The sequence below is a fragment of the Ramlibacter sp. GS1-15 genome (assembly GCF_057785015.1).
The window spans coordinates 2,432,181-2,453,677 of record NZ_JBYNTU010000001.1 but is presented as its reverse complement, the minus strand read 5'-3'; the positions used below and the strand labels follow the sequence as shown (position 1 = coordinate 2,453,677).

Here is a 21,497-nt window from a genome sequence, read left to right as displayed (position 1 = left end):
CTAACAAGCGCCGAAGCGCTGCCTATAATCAAAATCGAACGAGCGTTCTTTTTTGCCGGATGCCCCCGCTTTGACGGCGGAACGACAATGGCCGCGAGGCCCCGGCGCCTAGAATCCAGATATTCCGTTTACGTAAACGTCAATTCCCAGAAACTCGCAAGGAGACCCAGCATGAAGGTCCTGGTCCCGGTCAAACGGGTGGTCGATTTCAACGTGAAGGTCCGCGTCAAGTCGGACAACACGGGCGTGGACATCGCCAACGTGAAAATGAGCATGAACCCCTTCGACGAGATCGCCGTCGAGGAGGCGGTGCGCCTGAAGGAGAAGGGCATCGCCACCGAGGTGATCGCGGTGTCCTGCGGCGTCGCGCAATGCCAGGAGACGCTGCGCACGGCCATGGCGATCGGCGCCGACCGCGCCATCCTCGTGGAGACGACCGATGAACTGCAGCCGCTCTCGGTGGCCAAGCTGCTCAAGGCCATCGTCGACAAGGAGCAGCCGGGCCTGGTGATCCTGGGCAAGCAGGCGATCGACGACGACTGCAACCAGACCGGCCAGATGCTGGCGGCGCTGGCCGACCTGCCGCAGGCCACCTTCGCTTCGAAGGTCGAAGTGGCCGATGGCAAGGCAAAAGTGACGCGCGAAGTCGACGGCGGCCTGGAGACCGTCTCGATCACGCTGCCCGCGGTCGTCACCACCGACCTGCGCCTGAACGAGCCGCGCTACGTCACGCTGCCCAACATCATGAAGGCCAAGAAGAAGCAGCTCGACACGTTCAAGCCGGCCGACCTGGGCGTGGACATCAAGCCGCACCTGAAGACCCTCAAAGTGGCCGAGCCGCCCAAGCGCGGCGCCGGCGTGAAGGTGCCCGACGTCGCGACGCTCGTGGCCAAGTTGAAGAACGAAGCGAAGGTGATCTGACCATGACCGCACTCGTCATTGCCGAACACGACAACGCGACCCTCAAGGGCGCGACCCTCAACACCGTCACGGCCGCTGCGAAATGCGGCGGCGACGTCCACGTGCTCGTCGCGGGCCACAACGCCGGTGAAGTGGCGAAGCAGGCCGCGCAGGTCGCGGGCGTCTCGAAAGTCCTGCACGCGGACGGCGATCAGTTCGCGCACGGCCTCGCCGAAAACGTTGCTGCGCAAGTCCTCGCGATCGCCGGCAACTACAGCCACATCCTGTTCCCGGCCACGGCCAGCGGCAAGAACATCGCCCCGCGCGTGGCCGCGAAGCTCGACGTCGGCCAGATCTCCGACATCATCAAGGTCGATGCCGCGGACACCTTCGAGCGCCCGATCTACGCGGGCAACGCGATCGCCACGGTACAGAGCCTGGACGAGAAGAAGGTGATCACCGTGCGCACCACCGGCTTCGACGCCGCGCCCGCCACCGGCGGCTCGGCGGCCGTGGAGAGCGTGGCGGCCGCGGCCGATTCGGGCAAGAGCAGGTTCGAAGGCAACGAGATCGCCAAGAACGACCGGCCGGAACTCACCGCCGCCAAGATCATCGTCTCGGGCGGCCGCGCGCTGGGCTCGGCCGAGAGGTTCCAGGAGGTGATGACGCCGCTCGCGGACAAGCTGGGCGCCGCCATCGGCGCCAGCCGCGCCGCCGTGGATGCAGGCTACGCCCCGAACGACCTGCAGGTCGGCCAGACCGGCAAGATCGTCGCGCCGCAGCTGTATATCGCCGCGGGCATTTCGGGTGCGATCCAGCACCTGGCGGGCATGAAGGATTCGAAGGTGATCGTGGCGATCAACAAGGACCCGGAAGCGCCGATCTTCTCGGTGGCGGATTACGGGCTGGAAGCGGACCTGTTCACGGCGATTCCCGAGCTGATCAAGGCGCTGTAAGCGGAGACCCTCATGAGCTACAAGGCCCCCGTCAAGGACATGCTGTTCGACATCAAGCATCTCGCCGCCATCGACGAGATCGCGAAGATGCCGGGCTTCGAGGAAGCGGGATTCGACACGGCGCAAGCCGTGCTCGAGGAATGCGCGAAGTTCAACGAGGGGGTCGTGGCGCCGCTGAACGTCACGGGTGACCGCAACCCTTCCTCGTGGAAGGACGGCGAGGTCACCACGACGCCGGGTTTCAAGGAAGCCTTCCGCCAGTTCGCCGAGGGCGGCTGGCAGGGGCTGCAGCACCCGCAGGATTTCGGCGGCCAGGGCCTGCCCAAGACGATCGGCGCCGCGTGCGGCGAGATGCTCAATGCGGCAAACCTGAGTTTCGCGCTGTGCCCGCTGCTCACCGATGGCGCGATCGAGGCATTGCTCACGGCCGGCTCCGATGACCTCAAGGCCATCTATCTCGAGAAGATGGTCAGCGGCGAGTGGACCGGCACGATGAACCTGACCGAGCCGCAAGCCGGCTCGGACCTGGCGCTGGTGCGCTCGCGCGCCGAGCCGCAGCCCGACGGCACGTACAAGATCTTCGGCACGAAGATCTTCATCACGTACGGCGAGCACGACATGGTGAAGAACATCGTGCACCTGGTGCTGGCCCGCGTGTCCGGCGCACCGGAAGGCGTCAAGGGCATCAGCCTGTTCGTCGTACCGAAGTTCCTGGTGAACGAGGATGGCTCGCTCGGCGCGCGCAACGACGTGCACTGCGTCTCGATCGAGCACAAGCTCGGCATCAAGGCCTCGCCCACCGCCGTGCTGCAGTACGGCGATCACGGCGGCGCGATCGGCTACCTCGTGGGCGAGGAGAACCGCGGCCTCGAGTACATGTTCATCATGATGAACGCCGCGCGCTATGCCGTCGGCGTGCAAGGCATCGCCGTGGCGGAACGTGCCTATCAGCAGGCGGCGGCGTACGCGAAGGAGCGCATCCAGTCGCGGCCGGTGGACGGCTCCATGAACAAGAGCGCGCCCATCATCCACCACCCCGATGTCAAGCGCATGCTGATGACGATGCGCGCCTACGTAGAAGGCTGCCGTGCGATGGCGAGCGTGGCTGCGGCCGCGTACGACGCCTCGCACCATCATCCCGATGCGGAAATGCGCCGGCAGAACCAGGCGTTCTACGAGTTCCTGGTGCCGCTGGTGAAGGGCTACAGCACCGAGATGAGCCTGGAAGTCACGTCGCTCGGCGTGCAGGTGCACGGCGGCATGGGCTTCATCGAGGAGACCGGCGCGGCGCAGCACTACCGCGACGCGAAGATCCTCACGATCTACGAAGGCACGACTGCGATCCAGGCGAACGACCTGGTCGGCCGCAAGACCGCGCGCGACGGCGGTCAGACGGCGCGCGCGATCGCTGCGCAGATCGAGAAGACCGAGGGCGAACTCGCCAGGCGCGGCAGCGTCGCGGCCAAGGCCATGCACAAGCGGCTCGCCGCGGCGCGGCAGGCGTTCACCGACGCGGTGGCCTTCATCGCGTCGAACACGAAGTCGTCGCCAAACGCGGCCTTCGCGGGCTCCGTGCCTTACCTGATGCTGGCCGGCAACCTCGTCGCCGGCTGGCAGCTGGCGCGTTCGCTGCTGGTGGCCGAGGACCTCGCGGCCAAGGGCGAAGACAAGGCGTTCATGGAGGCGAAAGTCGCCACGGCGCGCTTCTATGCCGAGCACATCCTCGCGAAGGCGCCCGGCCTGCGCGATGCGATCGTCGAAGGCGCCGACAGTGTGACGGCGCTTCCCGTGGAAGCGTTCTGACTTCGAGGCATTGATGTCCAAACTCCCGACTGCCCTCAAGAACCTGCGCCTGCCCGTCATCGGCTCGCCGCTGTTCATCATCAGCAACCCCAAGCTCGTGATCGAGCAGTGCAAGGCGGGGATCGTCGGCTCGATGCCCGCGCTCAATGCGCGGCCGGCATCGCAGCTGGACGAGTGGCTGCACGAGATCACGGAAACGCTGGCCGCTTACAACCGCGCGAACCCGGACAAGCCGGCCGCACCCTTCGCGATCAACCAGATCGTGCACAAGAGCAACGACCGGCTCGAGCACGACATGGAAATGGTGGTGAAGTACAAGGTGCCGGTGATCATCACGTCGCTGGGCGCGCGCACGGACGTGAATGACGCGATCCATTCGTACGGCGGCATCGTGCTGCACGACATCATCAACAACGCCTTCGCGCACAAGGCCATCGAGAAGGGCGCGGACGGCCTCATCGCCGTGGCGGCGGGCGCCGGCGGGCATGCGGGCATCAAGAGCCCGTTCGCGCTGGTGCAGGAAATCCGGCAGTGGTTCGACGGCCCGCTCGCGCTGTCCGGCTCCATCGCGACCGGCGGCGCCGTGCTCGCGGCGCAGGCCATGGGCGCGGATTTCGCCTACATCGGCTCGGCCTTCATCGCGACCAACGAAGCGCGTGCCAGTGAAGCCTACAAGCAGTGCATCGTCGAGAGCAACTCCGACGACATCGTGTACTCGAGCCTCTTCACGGGCGTCCACGGCAACTACCTCAAGCCTTCGATCCGCGCGGCGGGGCTGGACCCGGACAAGCTGCCCGAGAGCGACCCGACCAAGATGAACTTCGGCGGCGGCGAGGGCAGCAAGCCCAAGGCCTGGAAGGAAATCTGGGGCTGCGGCCAGGGCATCGGCGCCGTGAGCGAGGTCGTCGGCGCTGCAGCCCTGATCGCGCGGCTGAAGCGCGAGTACGACCAGGCGCGCGAGCGGCTCGGCCTCGTGCGCGAGGCCGAGGCGGCCTAGTAGTACAGCTCCCGCGCGCGTCCCCAGAACACGCGGTACATGAAGATCGTGTAGATGACGATCGCCGGCAGCGTGATCGCGACGCCGACGAAGATGAACATCAGCGACTTCGCATCGGCGGCGGCTTGCCAGATGGTGAGGCGGTCGATGACGATGTACGGGTACAGGCTGTAGGCGAGCCCGAGGAACGAGAGCACGAAGATCAGCACCGTGCCGCCGAACACCACCCAGCCGTAGCCCGCTTGCACCACGCGCGGACGCGAGAGCACGTGCCAGGCCGAGAAGAACGCGGCGGCGCAGGCGACGGGAATCGGCAGCAGCGCGATCAGTTGCGGCAGCGCGAACCAGCGCTCGAAGACCGTGTGGCTCACGAGCGGTGTGGCGAGCGAGATGCCGACGAGCGCGGCGCCCATCGGCCACAGCGCCTTGCGCGCCCATGCCACGGCGCGCTGTTGCAGCTCGCCATCCGTCTTCATGATCAGCCAACCCGCACCGAGCACGGCGTAGGCGGTGGGCAGCGTCACCGCGATGCCGATCGCAAACAGCTGCGGCCACAGGCCATGGTCGAAGCCGGTGAGATAGCTGCCCAGCATCCAGCCTTGCGCTGCTGCCGCGAGCAGCGAGCCGAGCGAGAACAGCCGGTTCCACAAGCCTTTGTGCGCGGCGCGCGCCTTCACACGGAAATCGAAAGACACGCCGCGGAGAATGATGCCGATCAGCATGACGGCGACCGGCAGGTACAGCGCCGTCAGCACGATGCCATGTGCGATCGGGAAGGCGATGAGCAGCACGCCGATGCCCAGCACCAGCCAGGTTTCGTTGGCATCCCAGAACGGGCCGATGCTCGCGACCATCACGTCCTTCTGGGGGTCGGTGGCGAAGGGCAGCAGGAGGCCGACGCCCAGGTCGTAGCCGTCGAGCACGACATACACGAGCAGTGCGAGGCCCATCACGCCCATGAAGACGAGGGGAAGGATGTCTGCAGCGGTGAAGTTCATGGTCGTCTCCTCACGCGCGCCCGCGGACTGGTTCGGCCGTCGTCGGTCGCTGGGGACCCTGGCCCGCCGGCTGGGCCGGGTGGCTGGCCATGTACATCAGCACGAGTACATAGGACACCAGCAGGAAGGCATAGAGCGCCAGGTAGGCGATGAGCGTGGACAGCACCGTCCCCGGCTCGTGCGGCCCCACGAGGTCCGCCGTGCGCAGCAGGCCGTACACCAGGAACGGTTGCCGGCCGATCTCCGTGACGCACCAGCCCGCCAGCGTGGAGACCCAGCCGGCGAAGGTCATCGCCGAGAGCACGCGCAGGTGCCACGGCGAGAGCGCGCCACGCCGCAGCCCCCAGGCACACCACCAGGACACCGCCAGCATCAGCAGGCCCACGCCGACCATGATGCGAAAGCTCCAGAACACGCCCGCCACGGGCGGATGCGCGTTGGGAAAGGCATCGAGCCCCTTCAGTTCCGCGTCCAAGTCGTGCGCCAGGATCAGGCTCGCGAGCTTGGGCACCTGCAGGGCGTAATCGGTCCGGCCTTCCTTCTCGTTCGGCCAGCCGAAGAGGGTCAGCGGCGCGCTCTTTTCGGTGTGCCAGATGCCTTCGATCGCCGCGATCTTGGCGGGCTGGTGTTCCAGCGTATTCAGGCCGTGCTGGTCACCCACGAAGATCTGCAGCGGGATCGCGATCGCCGCGGCGATCACGCCCGCGCGCAATGCGTGGCGGGTACCGCCGTTCGCAGTGCCCCGCAGCAATTGCCATGCGGACAGGCCCGCGATCAGGAACGCCGCCGTGAGCGTCGAGGCGAGCATCATGTGCGTGAGCCGGTAGGGGAACGAGGGATTGAAGATCACCTCGAGCCAGCTCGTCGCATGAAAGCGTCCGTCGATGATCTCGTAGCCCTGCGGCGTCTGCATCCATGAGTTGAGGCTCAGGATCCAGAAGGCCGACGTCGTCGTGCCGGCGGCGACCATCAGTGTCGCGAACAGGTGCACCCGGTCCGAGACGCGGCTGCGCCCGAACAGCATGATCCCGAGGAAAGTCGCCTCGAGGAAGAACGCCGTCAGCACTTCGTAGCCGAGCAGCGGCCCGGCGATGTTGCCCGCGCGCTGCATAAAGCCCGGCCAGTTGGTGCCGAACTGGAAGCTCATCGTGATGCCGGTGACCACGCCCAGCGCGAAGGTCAGCGCGAAGATCTTGGTCCACAGGTAATAGGCCTCTTCCCACTGGCGCGCCTGCGCTGCGTCCTTCGCGCCGCTGCGCCGCAGCCGGAAGTAGACGATGAACCAGCACAGCGCGATGTTGATCGTCGGGAAGAGGATGTGGAAGCCGATGTTCGCGGCGAATTGCAGGCGCGAGAGCAGCAAGGTGTCCATGTCAGCCTTCCAGTTTCCGCGGGCCCTTGCCCGTCACTCGGTCCTTCAGCTCGAGCACGCGCGTCACGCGCGCGCCCATGCCCATGAGCTGCAACGCCGTCTCGGGCGCGAGCTTCTGTACGTCGTCGAACCAGGTCACCAGCCGCTCGATCAGGTCGTGCATCTGGCGCATGCGCGCCTGCGCGTGCTGGTCGGCCTCGTTGCGCGGCTCCTCCAGCAGCGCCATGCGCAGCATCGAAAGCGTGGGCTCGATCTCGCGGCGGCGGCGCTCCTCGGCCAGCACGCGGAAGATCTCCCACACGTCCTGCGGCGCCTCGAAGTATTCGCGCCGGTCGCCGGGGAAGTGGCGCAGCCGCACGAGCCGCCACGATTGCAGCTCCTTCAGCCCCATGCTGACGTTGGAGCGTGAGAACTCGAGCGCGTCTCCGATCTCGTCGGCATTGAGCGGCCGCTGCGCGATGAAGAGGAGGGCGTAGATCTGCCCCACGGTCCGATTGATGCCCCACCGGCTGCCCATTTCGCCGAAGTGCGCGACGAACTGGGCCGACAGTGGTGGCAGGTGTTCCTGCAATGACATGGCGCAATTGTAGGAGAGATTTTCGTGATTTCAGTAACTGCTGAAATTACAGAACTCAGCCGAGGGTCTTTGCTCGCGCCCACGTTGCATCAAATGCTGTATGCATGTACAGTTATGGAGTGAGCGAAACCCGCATTCCCCTCCAGGCTCTCAAGGGTCGCGGCGCGGCGACACGGCTGGCACACCGGTTCGAGAAAGACGAGCGCCACGACTTCGACGACGGCTGGTCGTCGCTGCAGCAGTGCGTCGACGAGCGCACCGTCCCCAAGACCGAGGTGATCTGGGAAGACGCGCGCAGCATCGTCACGGGCAACGATTCGCCGGACGTCTACTTCGACCGCTCGATCAACCCGTATCGCGGCTGCGAGCATGGCTGCATCTACTGCTACGCGCGGCCGACCCACAGTTACCTCAACCTCTCGCCCGGGCTGGACTTCGAGACGAAGATCATCGCGAAGCGCAACATCGCGCCGCTGCTGCGCGCGGAACTCGCGAAGACGCATTACGAGCCGAGGCTGATCGCGATCGGCACGGCGACGGATTGCTACCAGCCGGTGGAGCGCGAGTTGCGGCTCACGCGTGCAGTGATCGAGTTGATGCACGAGACGAGGCACGCCTTCGGCATCACCACCAAGTCGAGCGGTGTCGAGCGCGACCTGGACCTCATTGCGCCGTTGGCGCAGATGCGCCTGGCGGCGGTGAGCGTCACCGTGACGTCGCTCGATGCGGAGCTGGTTCGCAGGCTCGAGCCGCGCGCGGCCGCGCCGCATCGCCGGCTGCGCACGATCAAGGCCTTGTCGGAGGCGGGCGTGCCGGTGGCCGTCAGCCTTGCGCCGCAGATTCCCTTCCTCACCGACGACATGGAGCAGGTGCTCGAGGCCGCCTGGGAGGCGGGCGCACGCAGTGCCTTCTATCACGTGATCCGGCTGCCGTGGGAAGTCAGCCCGTTGTTCCGCCAATGGCTGGAGCTGCACTACCCGCAACGCGCGGCGCGCATCATGGCGCGCATCCACGACATGCGCGGCGGCAAGGATTACGACAGCGATTTCGCCACGCGCATGAAGGGCACCGGTCCCTGGGCCGAGCTGATCGCGCAGCGCTTCGAGAAGGCGACGCGGCGCATCGGCTTCAACCGGGAGCGGATCGTGCTCGACACGAGCCAGTTCCGCCGGCCGGGCGGCGCCGGTCAGGGCCAGCTCTTCTAGGAGACCGGTTCGCTGCTCTCGCGCTGCTGCTGCGCTTCCAGGCCTTCTTCGGCCGTCGTGAGCTCATCGGCTGTCTTGCGCACGCGTGCCAGCAGGGCGATGAGCTGGTTGGCTTCGGCCGGTTGCAGCGACGTGCGCAGCCGTTCATCCCGCGCGCCGAGCGTGCGCCAGATGGCATCGATCTTGTACCGCCCGGATTCGGTGAGCTCGAGGTGTGCCGATCGCGCATCGCCGGTGATGGTCCGGCGCGACACAAAGCCGCGGCTCACGAGGCTGGAGACGACACGGCTGATCTGCGCCTTGTCCGCCCCGGCATCGGCGGCGACGTCGCGCAGGCGAACCGGCTGCAGGCTTTCGATGAGGGCCAGGGTCCGGACCTGCGCCAGGCTGACGTCGTGTTCGCGGCGCATGTGCATCGCTGCGCCGCGACGCAAGGCATCCGCCGTGCTCGTCACGTGGTAGGAGAGCAGGTTGCGATACGCGGGCTGTCTGTCCATGACCCCCTCGCGGAAAGAGCCTCAGCGGTCAACGCATTGTGCTCTTCCCGTCGGGGAAGTCAAAGGTTGTCAGGCGCTGAAGAATCCCCTCAGCTTGTCGGCCCAGGATTCCTCGGTGGGCGAGTGCTTGGTGCCGCCCTTCTTGAGCGATTCGTCCAGCTCCTTGAGGAGCTTGCGCTGGTGCTCGGTCAGGCGCACCGGCGTTTCCACCGCGATGTGGCAGTACAGGTCGCCGGGATAGCTCGATCGCACGCCCTTGATGCCCTTGCCGCGCAGGCGGAACTGCTTGCCGGCCTGCGTGCCTTCGGGGATCTCGATCACGGCGTTGCCGGCCAGCGTCGGCACGTCGATCTCGCCGCCCAGGGCGGCGCGCGTCACGGTGATGGGCACGACGCAGTGCAGGTCGTCGCCGTCGCGCGTGAAGACATCGTGCTTCCGGATGCGGATCTCGATGTAGAGGTCGCCCGGTGGCCCGCCGTTGGTGCCCGGCTCGCCATTGCCGGCGCTGCGGATGCGCATGCCGTCGTCGATGCCGGCGGGGATCTTCACCTCCAGCGTCTTCTGCTTCTTCAGGCGGCCCTGGCCATGGCAGGTGGGACAGGGCTCGGGGATGATCTTGCCCGTGCCGCGGCAGTGCGGGCAGGTCTGCTGCACGGAAAAGAAACCCTGGCGCATCTGCACGACGCCCGCCCCATTACACGTGGTGCAGGTCTTGGCCTGCGTGCCGGGCTTCGCGCCGCTGCCGTGGCAGGTTTCGCAGCTCTCCCACGAGGGGATGCGGATCTGCGCTTCCTTGCCGGCCGCCGCTTCCTCCAGCGTGACCTCCATCGCGTACGAGAGGTCCGCGCCGCGGTAGACCTGCCGGCGCCCGCCGCCCGCGCCCGGCCGGCCGCCGCCGAAGATGTCGCCGAAGATGTCGCCGAACGCCTCGGCGAAGCCGCCGAAGCCTTCCGCCCCCGGTCCGCCGAAGCCGCCGCGCATGTTGGGGTCCACGCCCGCGTGGCCGAACTGGTCGTAAGCCGAGCGCTTCTCCGGGCTGGAGAGCATCTCGTAGGCTTCCTTGGTTTCCTTGAACTTGGCTTCGGCGTTCTTGTCACCCTCGTTGCGGTCAGGGTGGTACTTCATCGCGAGCTTGCGATAAGCCTTCTTGATCTCCTCGTCCGAAGCGTTCTTCGGCACGCCGAGGATTTCGTAATAGTCTCTTTTGGTGGCCATCGTTTCTCGTGTTCTTCAAGCGACAACGCCGCGATGAACGCGGCGGGTCGCTGGTGAACTGATGCTCGCGCTCAGCCCTTCTTGACCTCTTTGACTTCCGCGTCGACGACATTGTCGTCGCCAGGCTTGGCTTCCGCGCCGCCGGCCTGCTCGCCGCCACCGGCAGCCTGGGCGGATTGCGCGGCCTGCATGTCGGCGTACATCTTCTCGCCCAGCTTCTGGCTCGCCGTCATCAGCGCCGTCGTCTTCGCCTCGATCGCGTCCTTGTCCTCGCCCTTCAGGACGCCTTCGACGTCCTTGATCGCGGCTTCGATCTTCTCCTTCTCGCCCGCATCGAGCTTCTCGCCGTACTCGCCGAGGCTCTTGCGCACGCTGTGCACCAGCGCTTCGCCCTGGTTCTTCGCCTGCACCAGTTCAAGCTTCTTCTTGTCCTCGGCGGCGTTCAGCTCGGCGTCCTTCACCATCTTCTGGATCTCGGCCTCCGACAGGCCCGAGTTCGCCTTGATGGTGATCTTGTTCTCCTTGCCCGTGCCCTTGTCCTTGGCGGACACGTGCAGGATGCCGTTCGCGTCGATGTCGAAGGTCACCTCGATCTGGGGCAGGCCGCGCGGCGCCGGCGGGATGCCTTCGAGGTTGAACTCGCCGAGCAGCTTGTTGCCCACGGCCATCTCGCGCTCGCCCTGGAACACCTTGATCGTCACGGCCGGCTGGTTGTCGTCGGCCGTGGAGAAGGTCTGCGAGAACTTCGTCGGGATGGTCGTGTTCTTCTGGATCATCTTGGTCATGACGCCGCCCAGCGTCTCGATGCCCAGCGACAGCGGCGTGACGTCCAGCAGCAGCACGTCCTTGCGGTCGCCCGCCAGCACGGAGCCCTGGATCGCGGCGCCCACGGCCACGGCCTCGTCGGGGTTCACGTCCTTGCGCGGCTCCTTGCCGAACAGCTCCTTGACCTTCTCCTGTACCTTGGGCATGCGCGTCTGGCCGCCCACGAGGATCACGTCGTGGATGTCGCCGATGGACACGCCCGCGTCCTTGATCGCGATGCGGCAGGGCTCGATCGTGCGCTCGATCAGGTCGTCGACCAGCGCTTCGAGCTTGGCGCGCGTGAGCTTGATGTTCAGGTGCTTCGGGCCCGACGCATCGGCCGTGATGTACGGCAGGTTGATGTCGGTCTGCGAGCTGTTGGACAGCTCGATCTTCGCCTTCTCGGCGGCTTCCTTCAGGCGTTGCAGGGCGAGCACGTCCTTGGACAGGTCCACGCCCTGGTCCTTCTTGAACTCGCCGATGATGTAGTCGATGATGCGCTGGTCGAAGTCCTCGCCGCCCAGGAACGTGTCGCCGTTCGTGGACAGCACCTCGAACTGGTGCTCGCCCTCGACGTCCGCGATCTCGATGATCGAGATGTCGAACGTGCCGCCGCCCAGGTCGTACACCGCGATCTTGCGGTCGCCCTTTTCCTGCTTGTCCAGGCCGAAGGCCAGGGCCGCGGCCGTCGGCTCGTTGATGATGCGCTTGACTTCCAGGCCCGCGATGCGTCCCGCGTCCTTGGTCGCCTGGCGCTGCGAGTCGTTGAAGTACGCGGGCACCGTGATCACGGCTTCCGTGACCGGCTCGCCGAGGTAGTCCTCGGCCGTCTTCTTCATCTTGCGCAGCACCTCGGCGGACACCTGCGGCGGCGCGAGCTTCTTGCCGCGCACTTCCACCCAGGCGTCGCCGTTGTCGGCCTTGACGATCTGGTAGGGCATGAGGTGGATGTCCTTCTGGACTTCCTTCTCCTCGAACTTGCGGCCGATCAGGCGCTTGACGGCGTAAAGCGTGTTCTTGGCGTTGGTGACCGCCTGGCGCTTGGCGGAAGCGCCGACGAGGATCTCGCCGTCTTCCTGGTAGGCGACGATGGACGGCGTGGTGCGCGCCCCCTCGCTGTTCTCGATCACCTTGGGCGTGTGGCCTTCCATGATGGCGACGCACGAATTCGTGGTGCCGAGGTCAATGCCGATGATGCGTCCCATGCTGTTTCTCCTGGATCTACGATTGTTGGTTACTTGTGGATAAGGTGTGGCGTTTCAAGCTCGTTCGGGCGATCTCGTCCGGACTATTTCGGCGCCGCCACCGTGACCAGCGCCGGGCGCAGCACGCGCTCGGCGATCAGGTAACCCTTCTGCAAAACGCTGACGATCGTGTTCGGTTCCTGTGGAGTGCCGGGCACCATCGAGATCGCCTGGTGCTGGTGCGGATCGAACTTCGCGCCCGCGGGCGGGTTGATCTCGACCACCTTGTTGCGCTCCAGAGCACTCTTGAGCTGCCGCAGTGTAGCTTCGGCGCCTTCGTGGATCTTTTCGGCCGACGCGTCCTTGTGGGCGAGGCCGGCTTCCAGGCTGTCCACCACGGGCAGCATGGATTCGGCAAAACCTTCCACGGCGAACTTGCGCGCCTTCGCTATCTCTTCCTCGGCGCGGCGCCGGGTGTTCTGCATGTCGGCCTGGGCGCGCAGGAACTGCTCGCCAAGCTCCTTGTTCTTTGCCTGCAGCTCGGCGATCCGGGCCTGGGCCTCGGACAAGGCGTCGGCGTCATTGGCGGCCTGGGCGGTCTCCTGCTGCGGCTCGGAAGGCGCAGTTGCCTGGGCCGGGGAGGCGGGTTGCTGTTGTCCCGCCGCGCTGGCCGGGGCCGCCACGGGGTCGTCCAGGGTGGGTTCGATCCGGGTGGGCTCTTTCATTGGGAATCTTGGGTGTTTCTTAGCTGGAAATGAGGACTCGCCAGCAGCTTGGGGCCCCCAAACCCTTTTCAAGGGTGCGGGACGGCGGGTCCTCGCGAAAAGTCGAGCTCGGCGCCGGCGAAGCGCGGGATTGTAGAGTGGAGGGTTGTCCCAAGGAGAAAACCGCCATGTCCCGCCGCCTCATCAGTACCGGATCCCCCTTCGAAGCCCAGATCGGCTATTCGCGCGCCGTCGCCGACGGCGAGTGGGTCTTCGTCTCCGGCACCACAGGCTACGACTACAAGACGATGACCATCTCGGACGACGTGGCCCAGCAGGCGGACCAGTGCCTGAAGAACATCTCGGCCGCGCTGGAGCAGGCCGGCGCGACGCTGGCCGACGTGGTCAAGGTCACCTACGTCCTGCCGCGCGGCGAGGATTTCGAGGCCTGCTGGCCGGTGCTGCGCAAGTACTTCGGCGACGTGCGGCCCGCCTGCATGATGATCGAAGCCCGCCTGCTCGACGCCAAGATGAAGATCGAGATCGAGGTGACGGCGAAGAAGCGCGCCTAGGCGTCATTCGCACCCGCCTATCCGCTGTTCGTCGCAAACACGAGCGCCGCGCCTTGACCCCGGTCGAGCCGCGGCCGTAAGGTTCGCGCCGTGGTTTCGCCAACGTCCGACCCGTCCGCTCCCGAGCCCGCGCCGGGGCGCCGCTTCCTGCCGCGCCCGCGCGCCCTCGTGGGTGTGGTCATCGCGGCCGCGGTGTTCGCCGTGTTGCTGCGGCCCCTGACCCGCAACACCTACGTCGAGGTCCTCGGCGAACTGCTTCTGGTCGGCATGATCCTGCTGGCGGCGTTCACGGCCGCGGGCGCCTGGAGTCAGCGCCTGGTGCCGCGCTGGGTCGCGCAGGTCATCGCCGTCGTGCTGGCCGCGCCCCTGGGGCCGCTGATCGTGCAGCTGCTGACGGCGGGCGGCGATTTCTCGCGCTTCGTGAATTCGCCGCCGCACGTGCGCGGCTATTTCCTCATCACCATGGCGGCGCTGGTCATCGGCACCTTCGCCGCGCTGGGCGCGCTGGTGCGGCAGCGCGACGCGCAGGCGCAGGCCCAGGTGCTGAAGTTCGCGCTCGAGCGCGAGATGCTCGAGCGGCAGGCGGCCGACGCGCGGCTGAAGCTGCTCACGGCCCAGATCCAGCCGCACTTCCTGCTGAACACGCTGGCCAATGTGCAGGAACTCATCGAGAGTGGCTCACCACGCGCCGCGCCGCTCTTTCGCAGCCTGATCGCCTACCTGCGCAGCAGCCTGCCGCAGTTCCAGCAGGAGGATGCGACACTGGGCGACGAAGCCGCGCTGGTGCGCGCCTACCTGGACCTGATGCACATGCGCATGCCGGACCGCCTCGCCTACCGGCTCGATATCGCGGACGACCTGAAGGGCCTGCGCTTTCCGCCGATGGCGCTGCTCACGCTGGTGGAGAACGCGATCGAGCACGGGGTCGACCCGTGCTGCGAACCGTGCCGCGTCGAGGTTGGCGCGCGCCGCTCCAGCAATGGCATCGTGCATCTGTGGGTCGCGGACACCGGCGTCGGCATGTCCGAGGACGCCGGCGAGGGCACGGGACTGAAGAACCTGAAGGAGCGCCTGAAGGCCGCCTACGGCCCGCAGGCACGGGTGGAGCTGTCCGAAGTGCAGCCCCAGGGGGTGCGTGCCGACATCCATTTGCCCGAGGCCGTGAACGCATGATTGCTGCCACCGCCCTGGTTGCCGACGACGAACCGCTGCTGCGTGAGCGGCTGGTTGCGCTCCTGAAGCCGCTGTGGCCCGGCCTCGAGGTGGTCGCACAGGCACGCAACGGCCGCGAGGCCGTGGACTTCTGCGAGGACCTGCACCCGCAAATCGCTTTTCTCGACGTCCACATGCCGGGCATGAACGGCATCGAGGCGGCGCGCTGCATCGGGCGCAATGCGCATGTCGTGTTCGTCACGGCCTTCGACAAGTACGCGGTCGAGGCCTTCCGCCAGGGAGCGATCGACTACTTGATGAAGCCGGTGGAATCCGAGCGGCTGGCCCACACGGTGCAACGCCTGCAGGAGCGCCTGGCGGCCCCGTCACCGCTGCCGGCCGGCTACGAGGAGACGCTCGAGCGCGTCGCCCGTGCACTGCGCGAACAAATTGCGCAGCCCGCGCACCTGAAATGGATCAAGGCCTCTGTCGGCACAGCCGTGAAGCTCATCCCGGTCGATGAAGTGATCTACCTCAAGGCGGACAACAAGTACACGCTGGTGGTGTGGGAAGGCGGCGAGGCGCTGATCCGCAAATCGATCCGCGACATGGCCGATACGCTCGATCCGCAGCGCTTCGTGCAGGTGCACCGCTCGGCGATCGTCTCGCTGGACCGCGTGAGCCAGTTCGTCCACCTGGGCGATGGCGGGGAAGTGCATCTGAAGGGTCGCGCGGAGAAAGTGCCCGTCAGCCGCAGCTACGTGCACCTGTTCCAGCAGATGTGAAGAGGGGAGGGCTCATGCCGACAAGGCGCCCTCCACCCTCCATGTCCCCCGCCGCAAGGTCGGCCTACGCCGCCCTTGCGAGCTCCTCCTTTACTTCCGTGATCCGGCCACCCGGCGTCCGTGGACCGCGCGCGGCGGTCGCACGCCAAGTCACTTGCGCTTCGCCAGGTCCTTCATCAGCGCGCGCACGCCATAGGTCCAGGGCGCCACGCGGTCGCTGGTGTTGACGCGGTTGGCGAGCGTCCCGAGCTTTGGCGTCGAGACCGTGACCACGTCACCGACGACGTGCGTGAAACCCTGGCCCGGACCGTGCCGGTCCTGCGTCGGCGCGAACATCGTGCCGAGGAACAGCACGAAGCCGTCCGGGTACTGGTGGTTCGGCCCGATCGCCTGGCCCACGAGGTCCAGCGGGTCGCGGCTGATCATGGACAGCGAGCTCGACCCGTCCATCACGAAGCCCTCGGGCCCGGTGACCTTCATCGCGAGGTCGCAGCGGCGAACGTCGTCCATCGTGAAGCTGTCGTCGAAGATGCGGATGAAGGGGCCGATCGCGCAACTGCCGGTGTTGTCCTTGGCCTTGCCGAGCAGCAGCGCGCTGCGGCCCTCGAAGTCGCGCAGGTTGACGTCGTTGCCCAGCGTTGCGCCGATCGTTTCGCCGCGGCTGTTCACCGCCAGCACGATCTCGGGCTCGGGGTTGTTCCATTCGCTCTTCGGATGGATGCCGATCTCCGCGCCGGTGCCCACCGCGCTCATCGGCTGCGATTTGGTGAAGATCTCCGCGTCGGGACCGATGCCCACTTCGAGATACTGGGACCACACGCCTTGCGCGATGAGCACGTCCTTCAGCTGGGCCGCCTCGGGCGAGCCGGGCTTCACGGCGGCGAGGTTCTCGCCGATCACCGCGACCACCGCGGCACGCACGGCCTCGGCCTTCGACGCGTCGCCGCGCGCCTGCTCCTCGATCACGCGCTCCAGCATCGACGACACGAAGGTGACCCCCGACGCCTTGATCGCCTGCAGGTCGCAGGGCGCGAGGAACCAGGGCTGCGATGCATCGCGCGTGTCGCTCGCGCTGTTGCGCAGGACCTGCGTTGTGGATCCGACGAGGCGGCCGCGGTGGCTGCGCAGCAGCTGCGGCAGGTCGGGCAGCTCCAGCAGGTCGCTGCAGGTGGGCGCCAGGTGCGAGATGTCGTGCACGTCCTCGCGCGTGACGCGGACGAGCAGGGCGCCCTGGCCTTCGACGTGCACGCGCCCGACGAGCAGCGCGGCGTCCGCGTCGGACGGCAGGGCGGAAGCGGGGGTGAGATGTTCTTTCATGATGATGTCGTGGCGGATTTTTTCTTGGCCTGCAGCGCAGACCATTTGGCCGCGAAGGCCGGGAGTTCGTTGAGGCGCTTGAGCAGTTCGGAGCCCGCCGGCGTGACGACGTAGCCCTCGTTGTTGTGGTGCACGAAGCCCGCTTCGCGCAATTCCTTGATGCGGGTATTCAGCGTGTTGGGCGTGATCCCGCCCACGCTGTCCTGCAGCAGGCGGAAGGTCTGTGCATGGCCGTCGCGCAGCGCCCACAGCACGCGCATCGCGTACCGCGCCTCCAGCAGCCCCAGCAATTGGCTTGTGGCGGCGTGCTCCTTTGAACTCATGCTCCTCCTGGATCGCGCTGCGCTTTTGCGAAGCGGGGAGGCGAGTGTACGCAGTTCCTGCTACACAAACAATAGCAAGATGCGTGATTTGCTACAGATAGACTTTCTGAAGCAGCCGGATCAGGGTTTTCACCTCTGCGGCCGTGAGCCTGCCCGCGGCCTCGGCCTCGAGTTGCTGGGCCGTTTTTTCCGCGTCGCGCATCAGCTTCTGGCCCGCGGGGGCGAGGTGCAGGCCCATGGCGCGGCCATCGCGCGGATGGGGCTGGCGCACGATCAGCCCGCGCTTCTCCAGCGCATTCACCATGCCCACGAGGTTGGGCGGCAGGATGCCCAGCGCGGTGCAAAGCTGGCGCGAGGTGATGCCCGGGTTGTGCGTGATGAGCGACAGCACCGAGAAATCGACCGGCCTCAAGTCATAAACCGCCATGCGCTTGAGGAACAGCTCGATCACGGCCAGTGCCGCGCGCCGGGCGTTGTAGCCGATCAGCCCTTCGAGGAAGCGGGTGTCCACCTTGTCGACGGATGGGGCGGCGGCGTTCTTGACGGCGCGGCGGGCGGGGGAAGACGGACTCATGCCGTTTCCCGGATCCAGGCGGCACGCGCCTGCCGCGACGCCCCAAGGTAGGTATCGATCACGCGCTCGTCATGCGCCAGTTGGGACGCCGGTCCTTCCAGGCGCAGCTCGCCGGTTTCGAGCACGTAGCCGTAATCGGCCACATCGAGCGCGGCGCGCGCATTCTGCTCGACGAGCAGGATGCTCGCGCCGCTCGCGCGCAGCGTGTCGATGATGCGGAAGATCTCGCGCACGACCAGCGGCGCGAGGCCCAGGCTCGGCTCGTCGAGCATCAGCAGCTTCGGCCGCGACATCAGCGCACGGCCCACGGCCAGCATCTGGCGCTCGCCGCCGGAGAGCGTGCCCGCCATTTGCGCGCGCCGCTCCTTCAGGCGCGGGAACAGCGCGTAGACGCGCTCAAGTTCCTTCTCCCGGTCCGGCATGCGCAACTTCATCGCGCGCCAGCCACCGAGCAGCAGGTTGTCTTCCACCGGCATCGTGCCGAACAGCTCGCGGCGTTCGGGCACGAGGGCGAGGCCGTCCATCACGCGCTCTTCCAGCGTGAGCTCGGCGAGATCCTTTCCGTCGAACGTCACGCGGCCACGGCAGGGCAGCGCGCCCATCAACGCATTGAGCATCGTCGACTTGCCGGCGCCGTTGGGGCCGATGACGGTGACGACCTGGCCCGCTTCGAGCTTCAGGTTCACGCCCGTGAGCACTTCCGCGCGGCCGTAGCCGGCGTGCAGGTCCTTGACTTCGAGCAGCGGGCCGGCCATCAATGCTCCGTCCCCAGGTACGCGGCACGCACGGCGGGGCTCGCCTGCACCTGCGCGGGCGTGCCTTCCATCAGGCGCGTGCCGAACTCCATCACGACGATGCGATCCGCCAGGCCCATCACGAAATCCATGTCGTGCTCCACCAGCAGGAGGCTCATGCCTTCCGACTTCAGTTGGCGCAGCACCCGCGCGAGGGCCTGCTTCTCCTTGTGGCGCAGGCCGGCGGCCGGCTCGTCGAGCAGCAGCAGCGCCGGGTCGGTGCACAGGGCGCGGGCGATCTCCATCAGCCGCTGCGGCCCCATCGCCAGGTTGCCCGCGAGCTCGTGCATGCGATCGGCCATGCCGATGCGCGCGAGCTGCTTTTCCGCTTCGGCGAAGAGACGCCGTTCCTCGTCGCGGTCCATGCGCAGCATCGCGCGCGTAGTGCCCATCTCGCCGCGCAGGTGGCCGCCCAGCGCGACGTTCTCCAGCACGGTCATGTCCGGGTTCATCTTCACGTGCTGGAAGGTGCGCGAGATGCCGCGTGCGGCGATGGTACGCGAGGGCAGCCCGCTGATCTCCTGGCCGCGGAAGCTCACGCGACCGGACGTCAACGCGAGCACGCCCGTGATCAGGTTGAAGGTGGTGGACTTGCCGGCGCCGTTGGGGCCGATCAGCGCCACGATGTCGCCGGCACGGATGTCGAAGCTCACGTCGTTCACCGCGACCAGGCCGCCGAATTCCTTGCGCACCTTGTCCACCTGCAGCAGCGCCTCGCCGTGCGAGGGCTTGTCGCGCTGCGGCAGGGCGGCGACGTTGTCCCAGTCGCGTGTGCGCCGTACTTCGGGCACCCAGCGGCGGAAGAAGGTCCACAGGCCGTCGGGCGCGTACTTCAGCACCACGACCAGCACGATGCCGAACACGATGGTCTCGAAGTTGCCGCTGGTGCCGATGATCTTCGGCAGCAGCACCTGCAACTGGTCGTCCGTCAGCTTGACGACGGCGGCGCCGAGGAATGCGCCCCACACATGCGAGACACCGCCGAGCACCGCCATGAAGAGGTATTCGATGCCCTTGCCGAGCGAGAAGGGTGTCGGGTTCACCGTGCGCTGGAAGAACGCGAAGAGCCAGCCGGACACGGCGGCGAGCACCGCCGCGATCACGAACGCGACCAGTTTGTAGCGGAAGGTGGAGACGCCCATCGCCTCGGCCATCGTGCTGCCGGACTTGAGCGAGCGGATCGCGCGGCCCGGCCGTGAATCGAGCAGGTGGGTCACGGCGACGGCCGCGACCAGGGCGAAGATCCAGATCAGCAAATGCAGGCCGCGCCCGGTACCGACGTCGATGCTGCCGATGTGCAGGGTCGGGATGCCGACGAGGCCGTCGTACTTGCCCAGCCAGTCCATGTTGGCCATCGTGTAATTGAGCGCGAGGCCCCAGGCGATGGTCGCGAGCGGCAGGTAATGGCCCGACATGCGCAGCGTGATCGCGCCGACGACCAGCGCGGCGGCGATCGCAATGCCCACGCCGAGCAGCAGGGCCAGCCAGGGCGAGGCCGCGAGTTTCACCGTCATGAAGGCCGCGGTGTAGGCGCCGATGCCGACGAAGGCCGCCTGGCCGAAGGACGTGAGGCCCGACACGCCGGTGAGCAGCACGAGCCCGAGTGCGACGAGCGCGTACATGCCGATGTACGAGCTCTGCGAAATCCAGAAGTCCGGCACCGGCAGCGCCGGCAGCGCGATCATCAGGAGCGCGAAGAGCGGAAAGCCGAAACGGCGCAACGCAGCCATCAATGCTCCTCGCTGTGCGGATCGCGCAGCGACCGCCACAGCAGCACCGGCAGGATCGCCGAGAAGACGATCACTTCCTTGAAGGCGCTGGCCCAGAACGAGCCAAAGCTTTCCAGCAGGCCGACGCCCAGCGCGCCGACCAGCGCGAGCGGATAGCTGGAAAGCCCCGCGAACACCGCTGCGACGAAGCCCTTCAGGCCGATCAGGAAGCCGCTGTCGTAGAAGATCGTCGTGGTCGGCCCGATCAGCAGGCCCGACAGCGCGCCGATGAAGGCGGCCATCGTGAAGGCGAGGCGCCCCGCACCGGCCGACGAGATGCCCATGAGGCGCGCGCCGAGGCGATTGACGGCCGTCGCGCGCAAGGCCTTGCCCACGAGCGTCTGCTCGAAGAGCAGCCACAGCATCACGATCAAGGCGATCGACACCAGGAAGATGATCACGGTCTGCCCCGTGAGCGACAGCGCTCCCGCGGAGAAGCGCGCATCCCAGAAGCTGGGGTTGCGGAAGCCCTCGGCGCCGAAGAAGAACAGGCCCAGTCCCACCAACGCGAAATGCACGCCGACGGAGACGATCAGCAGCACCAGCACCGACGCGTCGGCCAGCGATTCGTAGGCGATGCGGTAGATCAGATTGCCGAAGGGCGTGACCAGTGCAAGCGTGAGCAGCGCCTGCGCGAGCAGCGGCCACCCGCGGGGCGCCGCCCAGAGCGCGACGAGCGAGATCACGACCGGAAAGGCGAGCGTGCGCGCCACCTGCTTCGCGATGCGCGAGGCGCGGCGGCGTTGCCGGACCCCATTGACGATGTCCGACAGCGCCACCACCCCCGCCAGCACGAGCAGGAACCACACCGTGCCCGGCACCTTGCCCGCCTGGAACAGGGCGAGCGTGAGCGCGCCGAACGCGACGAACTCGCCCTGCGGGATGAAGATCACCCGCGTGACGGCGAACAGCAGGACCGTCGCCAGCGCCAGCAGCGCGTAGACGGCCCCGTTCGTCAGCCCGTCGAGGGCGAGGATGGACGCGATCGACAGGTCCAAG

The 21,497-nt window shown here is 66.9% G+C and carries 21 protein-coding genes; 8 read left to right on the top strand and 13 right to left on the bottom strand.

The window, feature by feature from the left end; genetic code table 11:
• The first annotated feature begins 171 nt into the window (after positions 1-171).
• From AC3EF3_RS12320 to AC3EF3_RS12305, 4 genes are read left to right on the top strand one after another with little or no spacing between them, the layout of a single operon-like run.
• A complete protein-coding gene (locus AC3EF3_RS12320) occupies positions 172-921 on the top strand; it encodes an electron transfer flavoprotein subunit beta/FixA family protein (protein ID WP_488532442.1) in 750 nt (249 codons plus the stop codon).
• A 2-nt stretch (positions 922-923) separates the two neighbouring features.
• Positions 924-1,856: an electron transfer flavoprotein subunit alpha/FixB family protein gene (locus AC3EF3_RS12315; protein WP_488532441.1), complete on the top strand. Its 933-nt coding sequence runs from the start codon at positions 924-926 to the stop codon at positions 1,854-1,856.
• A gap of 12 nt (positions 1,857-1,868) precedes the next feature.
• Positions 1,869-3,659 (top strand): acyl-CoA dehydrogenase, encoded by a 1,791-nt coding sequence (locus AC3EF3_RS12310; RefSeq protein ID WP_488532440.1) that lies wholly within the window; start codon positions 1,869-1,871, stop codon positions 3,657-3,659.
• Positions 3,660-3,672: 13 nt separating this feature from the next.
• On the top strand, positions 3,673-4,656 hold the full coding sequence (locus AC3EF3_RS12305; RefSeq protein ID WP_488532439.1) for an NAD(P)H-dependent flavin oxidoreductase: 984 nt from the start codon (positions 3,673-3,675) through the stop codon (positions 4,654-4,656).
• On the opposite strand, the gene AC3EF3_RS12300 is transcribed toward AC3EF3_RS12305, so the two are convergent.
• The 3 genes from AC3EF3_RS12300 to AC3EF3_RS12290 are packed head-to-tail and all read right to left on the bottom strand — an operon-like array spanning position 4,653 to position 7,603.
• Positions 4,653-5,654 carry a cytochrome d ubiquinol oxidase subunit II gene (locus AC3EF3_RS12300; RefSeq protein WP_488532438.1) on the bottom strand — a complete coding sequence of 334 codons (1,002 nt, stop codon included), beginning with the start codon at positions 5,652-5,654 and terminating at the stop codon, positions 4,653-4,655. The genes AC3EF3_RS12305 and AC3EF3_RS12300 overlap by 4 nt on opposite strands.
• 10 nt (positions 5,655-5,664) lie before the next feature.
• Complete coding sequence (locus AC3EF3_RS12295; RefSeq protein ID WP_488532437.1) at positions 5,665-7,026, bottom strand: cytochrome ubiquinol oxidase subunit I; 1,362 nt, start codon at positions 7,024-7,026, stop codon at positions 5,665-5,667.
• A 1-nt stretch (position 7,027) separates the two neighbouring features.
• Entirely contained in the window at positions 7,028-7,603 is a 576-nt protein-coding gene (locus AC3EF3_RS12290; protein ID WP_488532436.1) for a GbsR/MarR family transcriptional regulator, read from the bottom strand.
• A gap of 119 nt (positions 7,604-7,722) precedes the next feature.
• On the opposite strand from AC3EF3_RS12290, the gene AC3EF3_RS12285 reads away from it, so the two are divergent.
• A complete protein-coding gene (locus tag AC3EF3_RS12285; RefSeq protein WP_488532435.1) occupies positions 7,723-8,808 on the top strand; it encodes a PA0069 family radical SAM protein in 1,086 nt (361 codons plus the stop codon).
• On the opposite strand, the gene AC3EF3_RS12280 is transcribed toward AC3EF3_RS12285, so the two are convergent.
• The 4 genes from AC3EF3_RS12280 to grpE form a co-directional block, all read right to left on the bottom strand.
• Positions 8,805-9,305 (bottom strand): MarR family winged helix-turn-helix transcriptional regulator, encoded by a 501-nt coding sequence (locus AC3EF3_RS12280; RefSeq protein WP_488532434.1) that lies wholly within the window; start codon positions 9,303-9,305, stop codon positions 8,805-8,807. The two genes, AC3EF3_RS12285 and AC3EF3_RS12280, sit on opposite strands and share 4 nt — an antisense overlap.
• A gap of 69 nt (positions 9,306-9,374) precedes the next feature.
• Complete coding sequence (gene dnaJ / locus AC3EF3_RS12275) at positions 9,375-10,520, bottom strand: molecular chaperone DnaJ (RefSeq protein WP_488532433.1); 1,146 nt, start codon at positions 10,518-10,520, stop codon at positions 9,375-9,377.
• Positions 10,521-10,591: 71 nt separating this feature from the next.
• Positions 10,592-12,529 carry a molecular chaperone DnaK gene (dnaK, locus tag AC3EF3_RS12270; protein ID WP_488532432.1) on the bottom strand — a complete coding sequence of 646 codons (1,938 nt, stop codon included), beginning with the start codon at positions 12,527-12,529 and terminating at the stop codon, positions 10,592-10,594.
• 83 nt (positions 12,530-12,612) lie between these two features.
• Positions 12,613-13,233, bottom strand: a complete 621-nt coding sequence (gene grpE, locus AC3EF3_RS12265) for a nucleotide exchange factor GrpE (protein WP_488532431.1) — start codon at positions 13,231-13,233, stop codon at positions 12,613-12,615.
• Positions 13,234-13,400: 167 nt separating this feature from the next.
• On the opposite strand from grpE, the gene AC3EF3_RS12260 reads away from it, so the two are divergent.
• From AC3EF3_RS12260 to AC3EF3_RS12250, 3 genes are all read left to right on the top strand, one after another.
• Positions 13,401-13,784: a RidA family protein gene (locus tag AC3EF3_RS12260; protein WP_488532430.1), complete on the top strand. Its 384-nt coding sequence runs from the start codon at positions 13,401-13,403 to the stop codon at positions 13,782-13,784.
• Positions 13,785-13,874: 90 nt separating this feature from the next.
• On the top strand, positions 13,875-14,957 hold the full coding sequence (locus AC3EF3_RS12255) for a sensor histidine kinase (RefSeq protein WP_488532429.1): 1,083 nt from the start codon (positions 13,875-13,877) through the stop codon (positions 14,955-14,957).
• Positions 14,954-15,721, top strand: a complete 768-nt coding sequence (locus AC3EF3_RS12250) for a LytR/AlgR family response regulator transcription factor (protein ID WP_488532428.1) — start codon at positions 14,954-14,956, stop codon at positions 15,719-15,721. The genes AC3EF3_RS12255 and AC3EF3_RS12250 overlap by 4 nt, the downstream gene beginning before the upstream one ends.
• A 150-nt stretch (positions 15,722-15,871) precedes the next feature.
• Here AC3EF3_RS12250 and AC3EF3_RS12245 read toward each other — a convergent pair whose 3' ends face one another.
• The 6 genes from AC3EF3_RS12245 to AC3EF3_RS12220 form a co-directional block, all read right to left on the bottom strand.
• Positions 15,872-17,038, bottom strand: coding sequence for a fumarylacetoacetate hydrolase family protein (locus AC3EF3_RS12245; RefSeq protein ID WP_488532427.1), 1,167 nt, complete (start codon positions 17,036-17,038; stop codon positions 15,872-15,874).
• Entirely contained in the window at positions 17,035-17,361 is a 327-nt protein-coding gene (locus AC3EF3_RS12240) for a winged helix-turn-helix transcriptional regulator (protein ID WP_488532426.1), read from the bottom strand. The genes AC3EF3_RS12245 and AC3EF3_RS12240 overlap by 4 nt, the downstream gene beginning before the upstream one ends.
• A 91-nt stretch (positions 17,362-17,452) precedes the next feature.
• Complete coding sequence (locus AC3EF3_RS12235) at positions 17,453-17,935, bottom strand: MarR family winged helix-turn-helix transcriptional regulator (RefSeq protein WP_488532425.1); 483 nt, start codon at positions 17,933-17,935, stop codon at positions 17,453-17,455.
• Positions 17,932-18,690: an ABC transporter ATP-binding protein gene (locus AC3EF3_RS12230; protein WP_488532424.1), complete on the bottom strand. Its 759-nt coding sequence runs from the start codon at positions 18,688-18,690 to the stop codon at positions 17,932-17,934. Before AC3EF3_RS12230 ends, AC3EF3_RS12235 begins: the two co-directional genes overlap by 4 nt.
• Complete coding sequence (locus AC3EF3_RS12225) at positions 18,690-20,459, bottom strand: branched-chain amino acid ABC transporter ATP-binding protein/permease (RefSeq protein ID WP_488532423.1); 1,770 nt, start codon at positions 20,457-20,459, stop codon at positions 18,690-18,692. The genes AC3EF3_RS12230 and AC3EF3_RS12225 overlap by 1 nt, the downstream gene beginning before the upstream one ends.
• Positions 20,459-21,496 carry a branched-chain amino acid ABC transporter permease gene (locus AC3EF3_RS12220; protein WP_488532422.1) on the bottom strand — a complete coding sequence of 346 codons (1,038 nt, stop codon included), beginning with the start codon at positions 21,494-21,496 and terminating at the stop codon, positions 20,459-20,461. Before AC3EF3_RS12220 ends, AC3EF3_RS12225 begins: the two co-directional genes overlap by 1 nt.
• Position 21,497 lies beyond the last annotated feature (1 nt).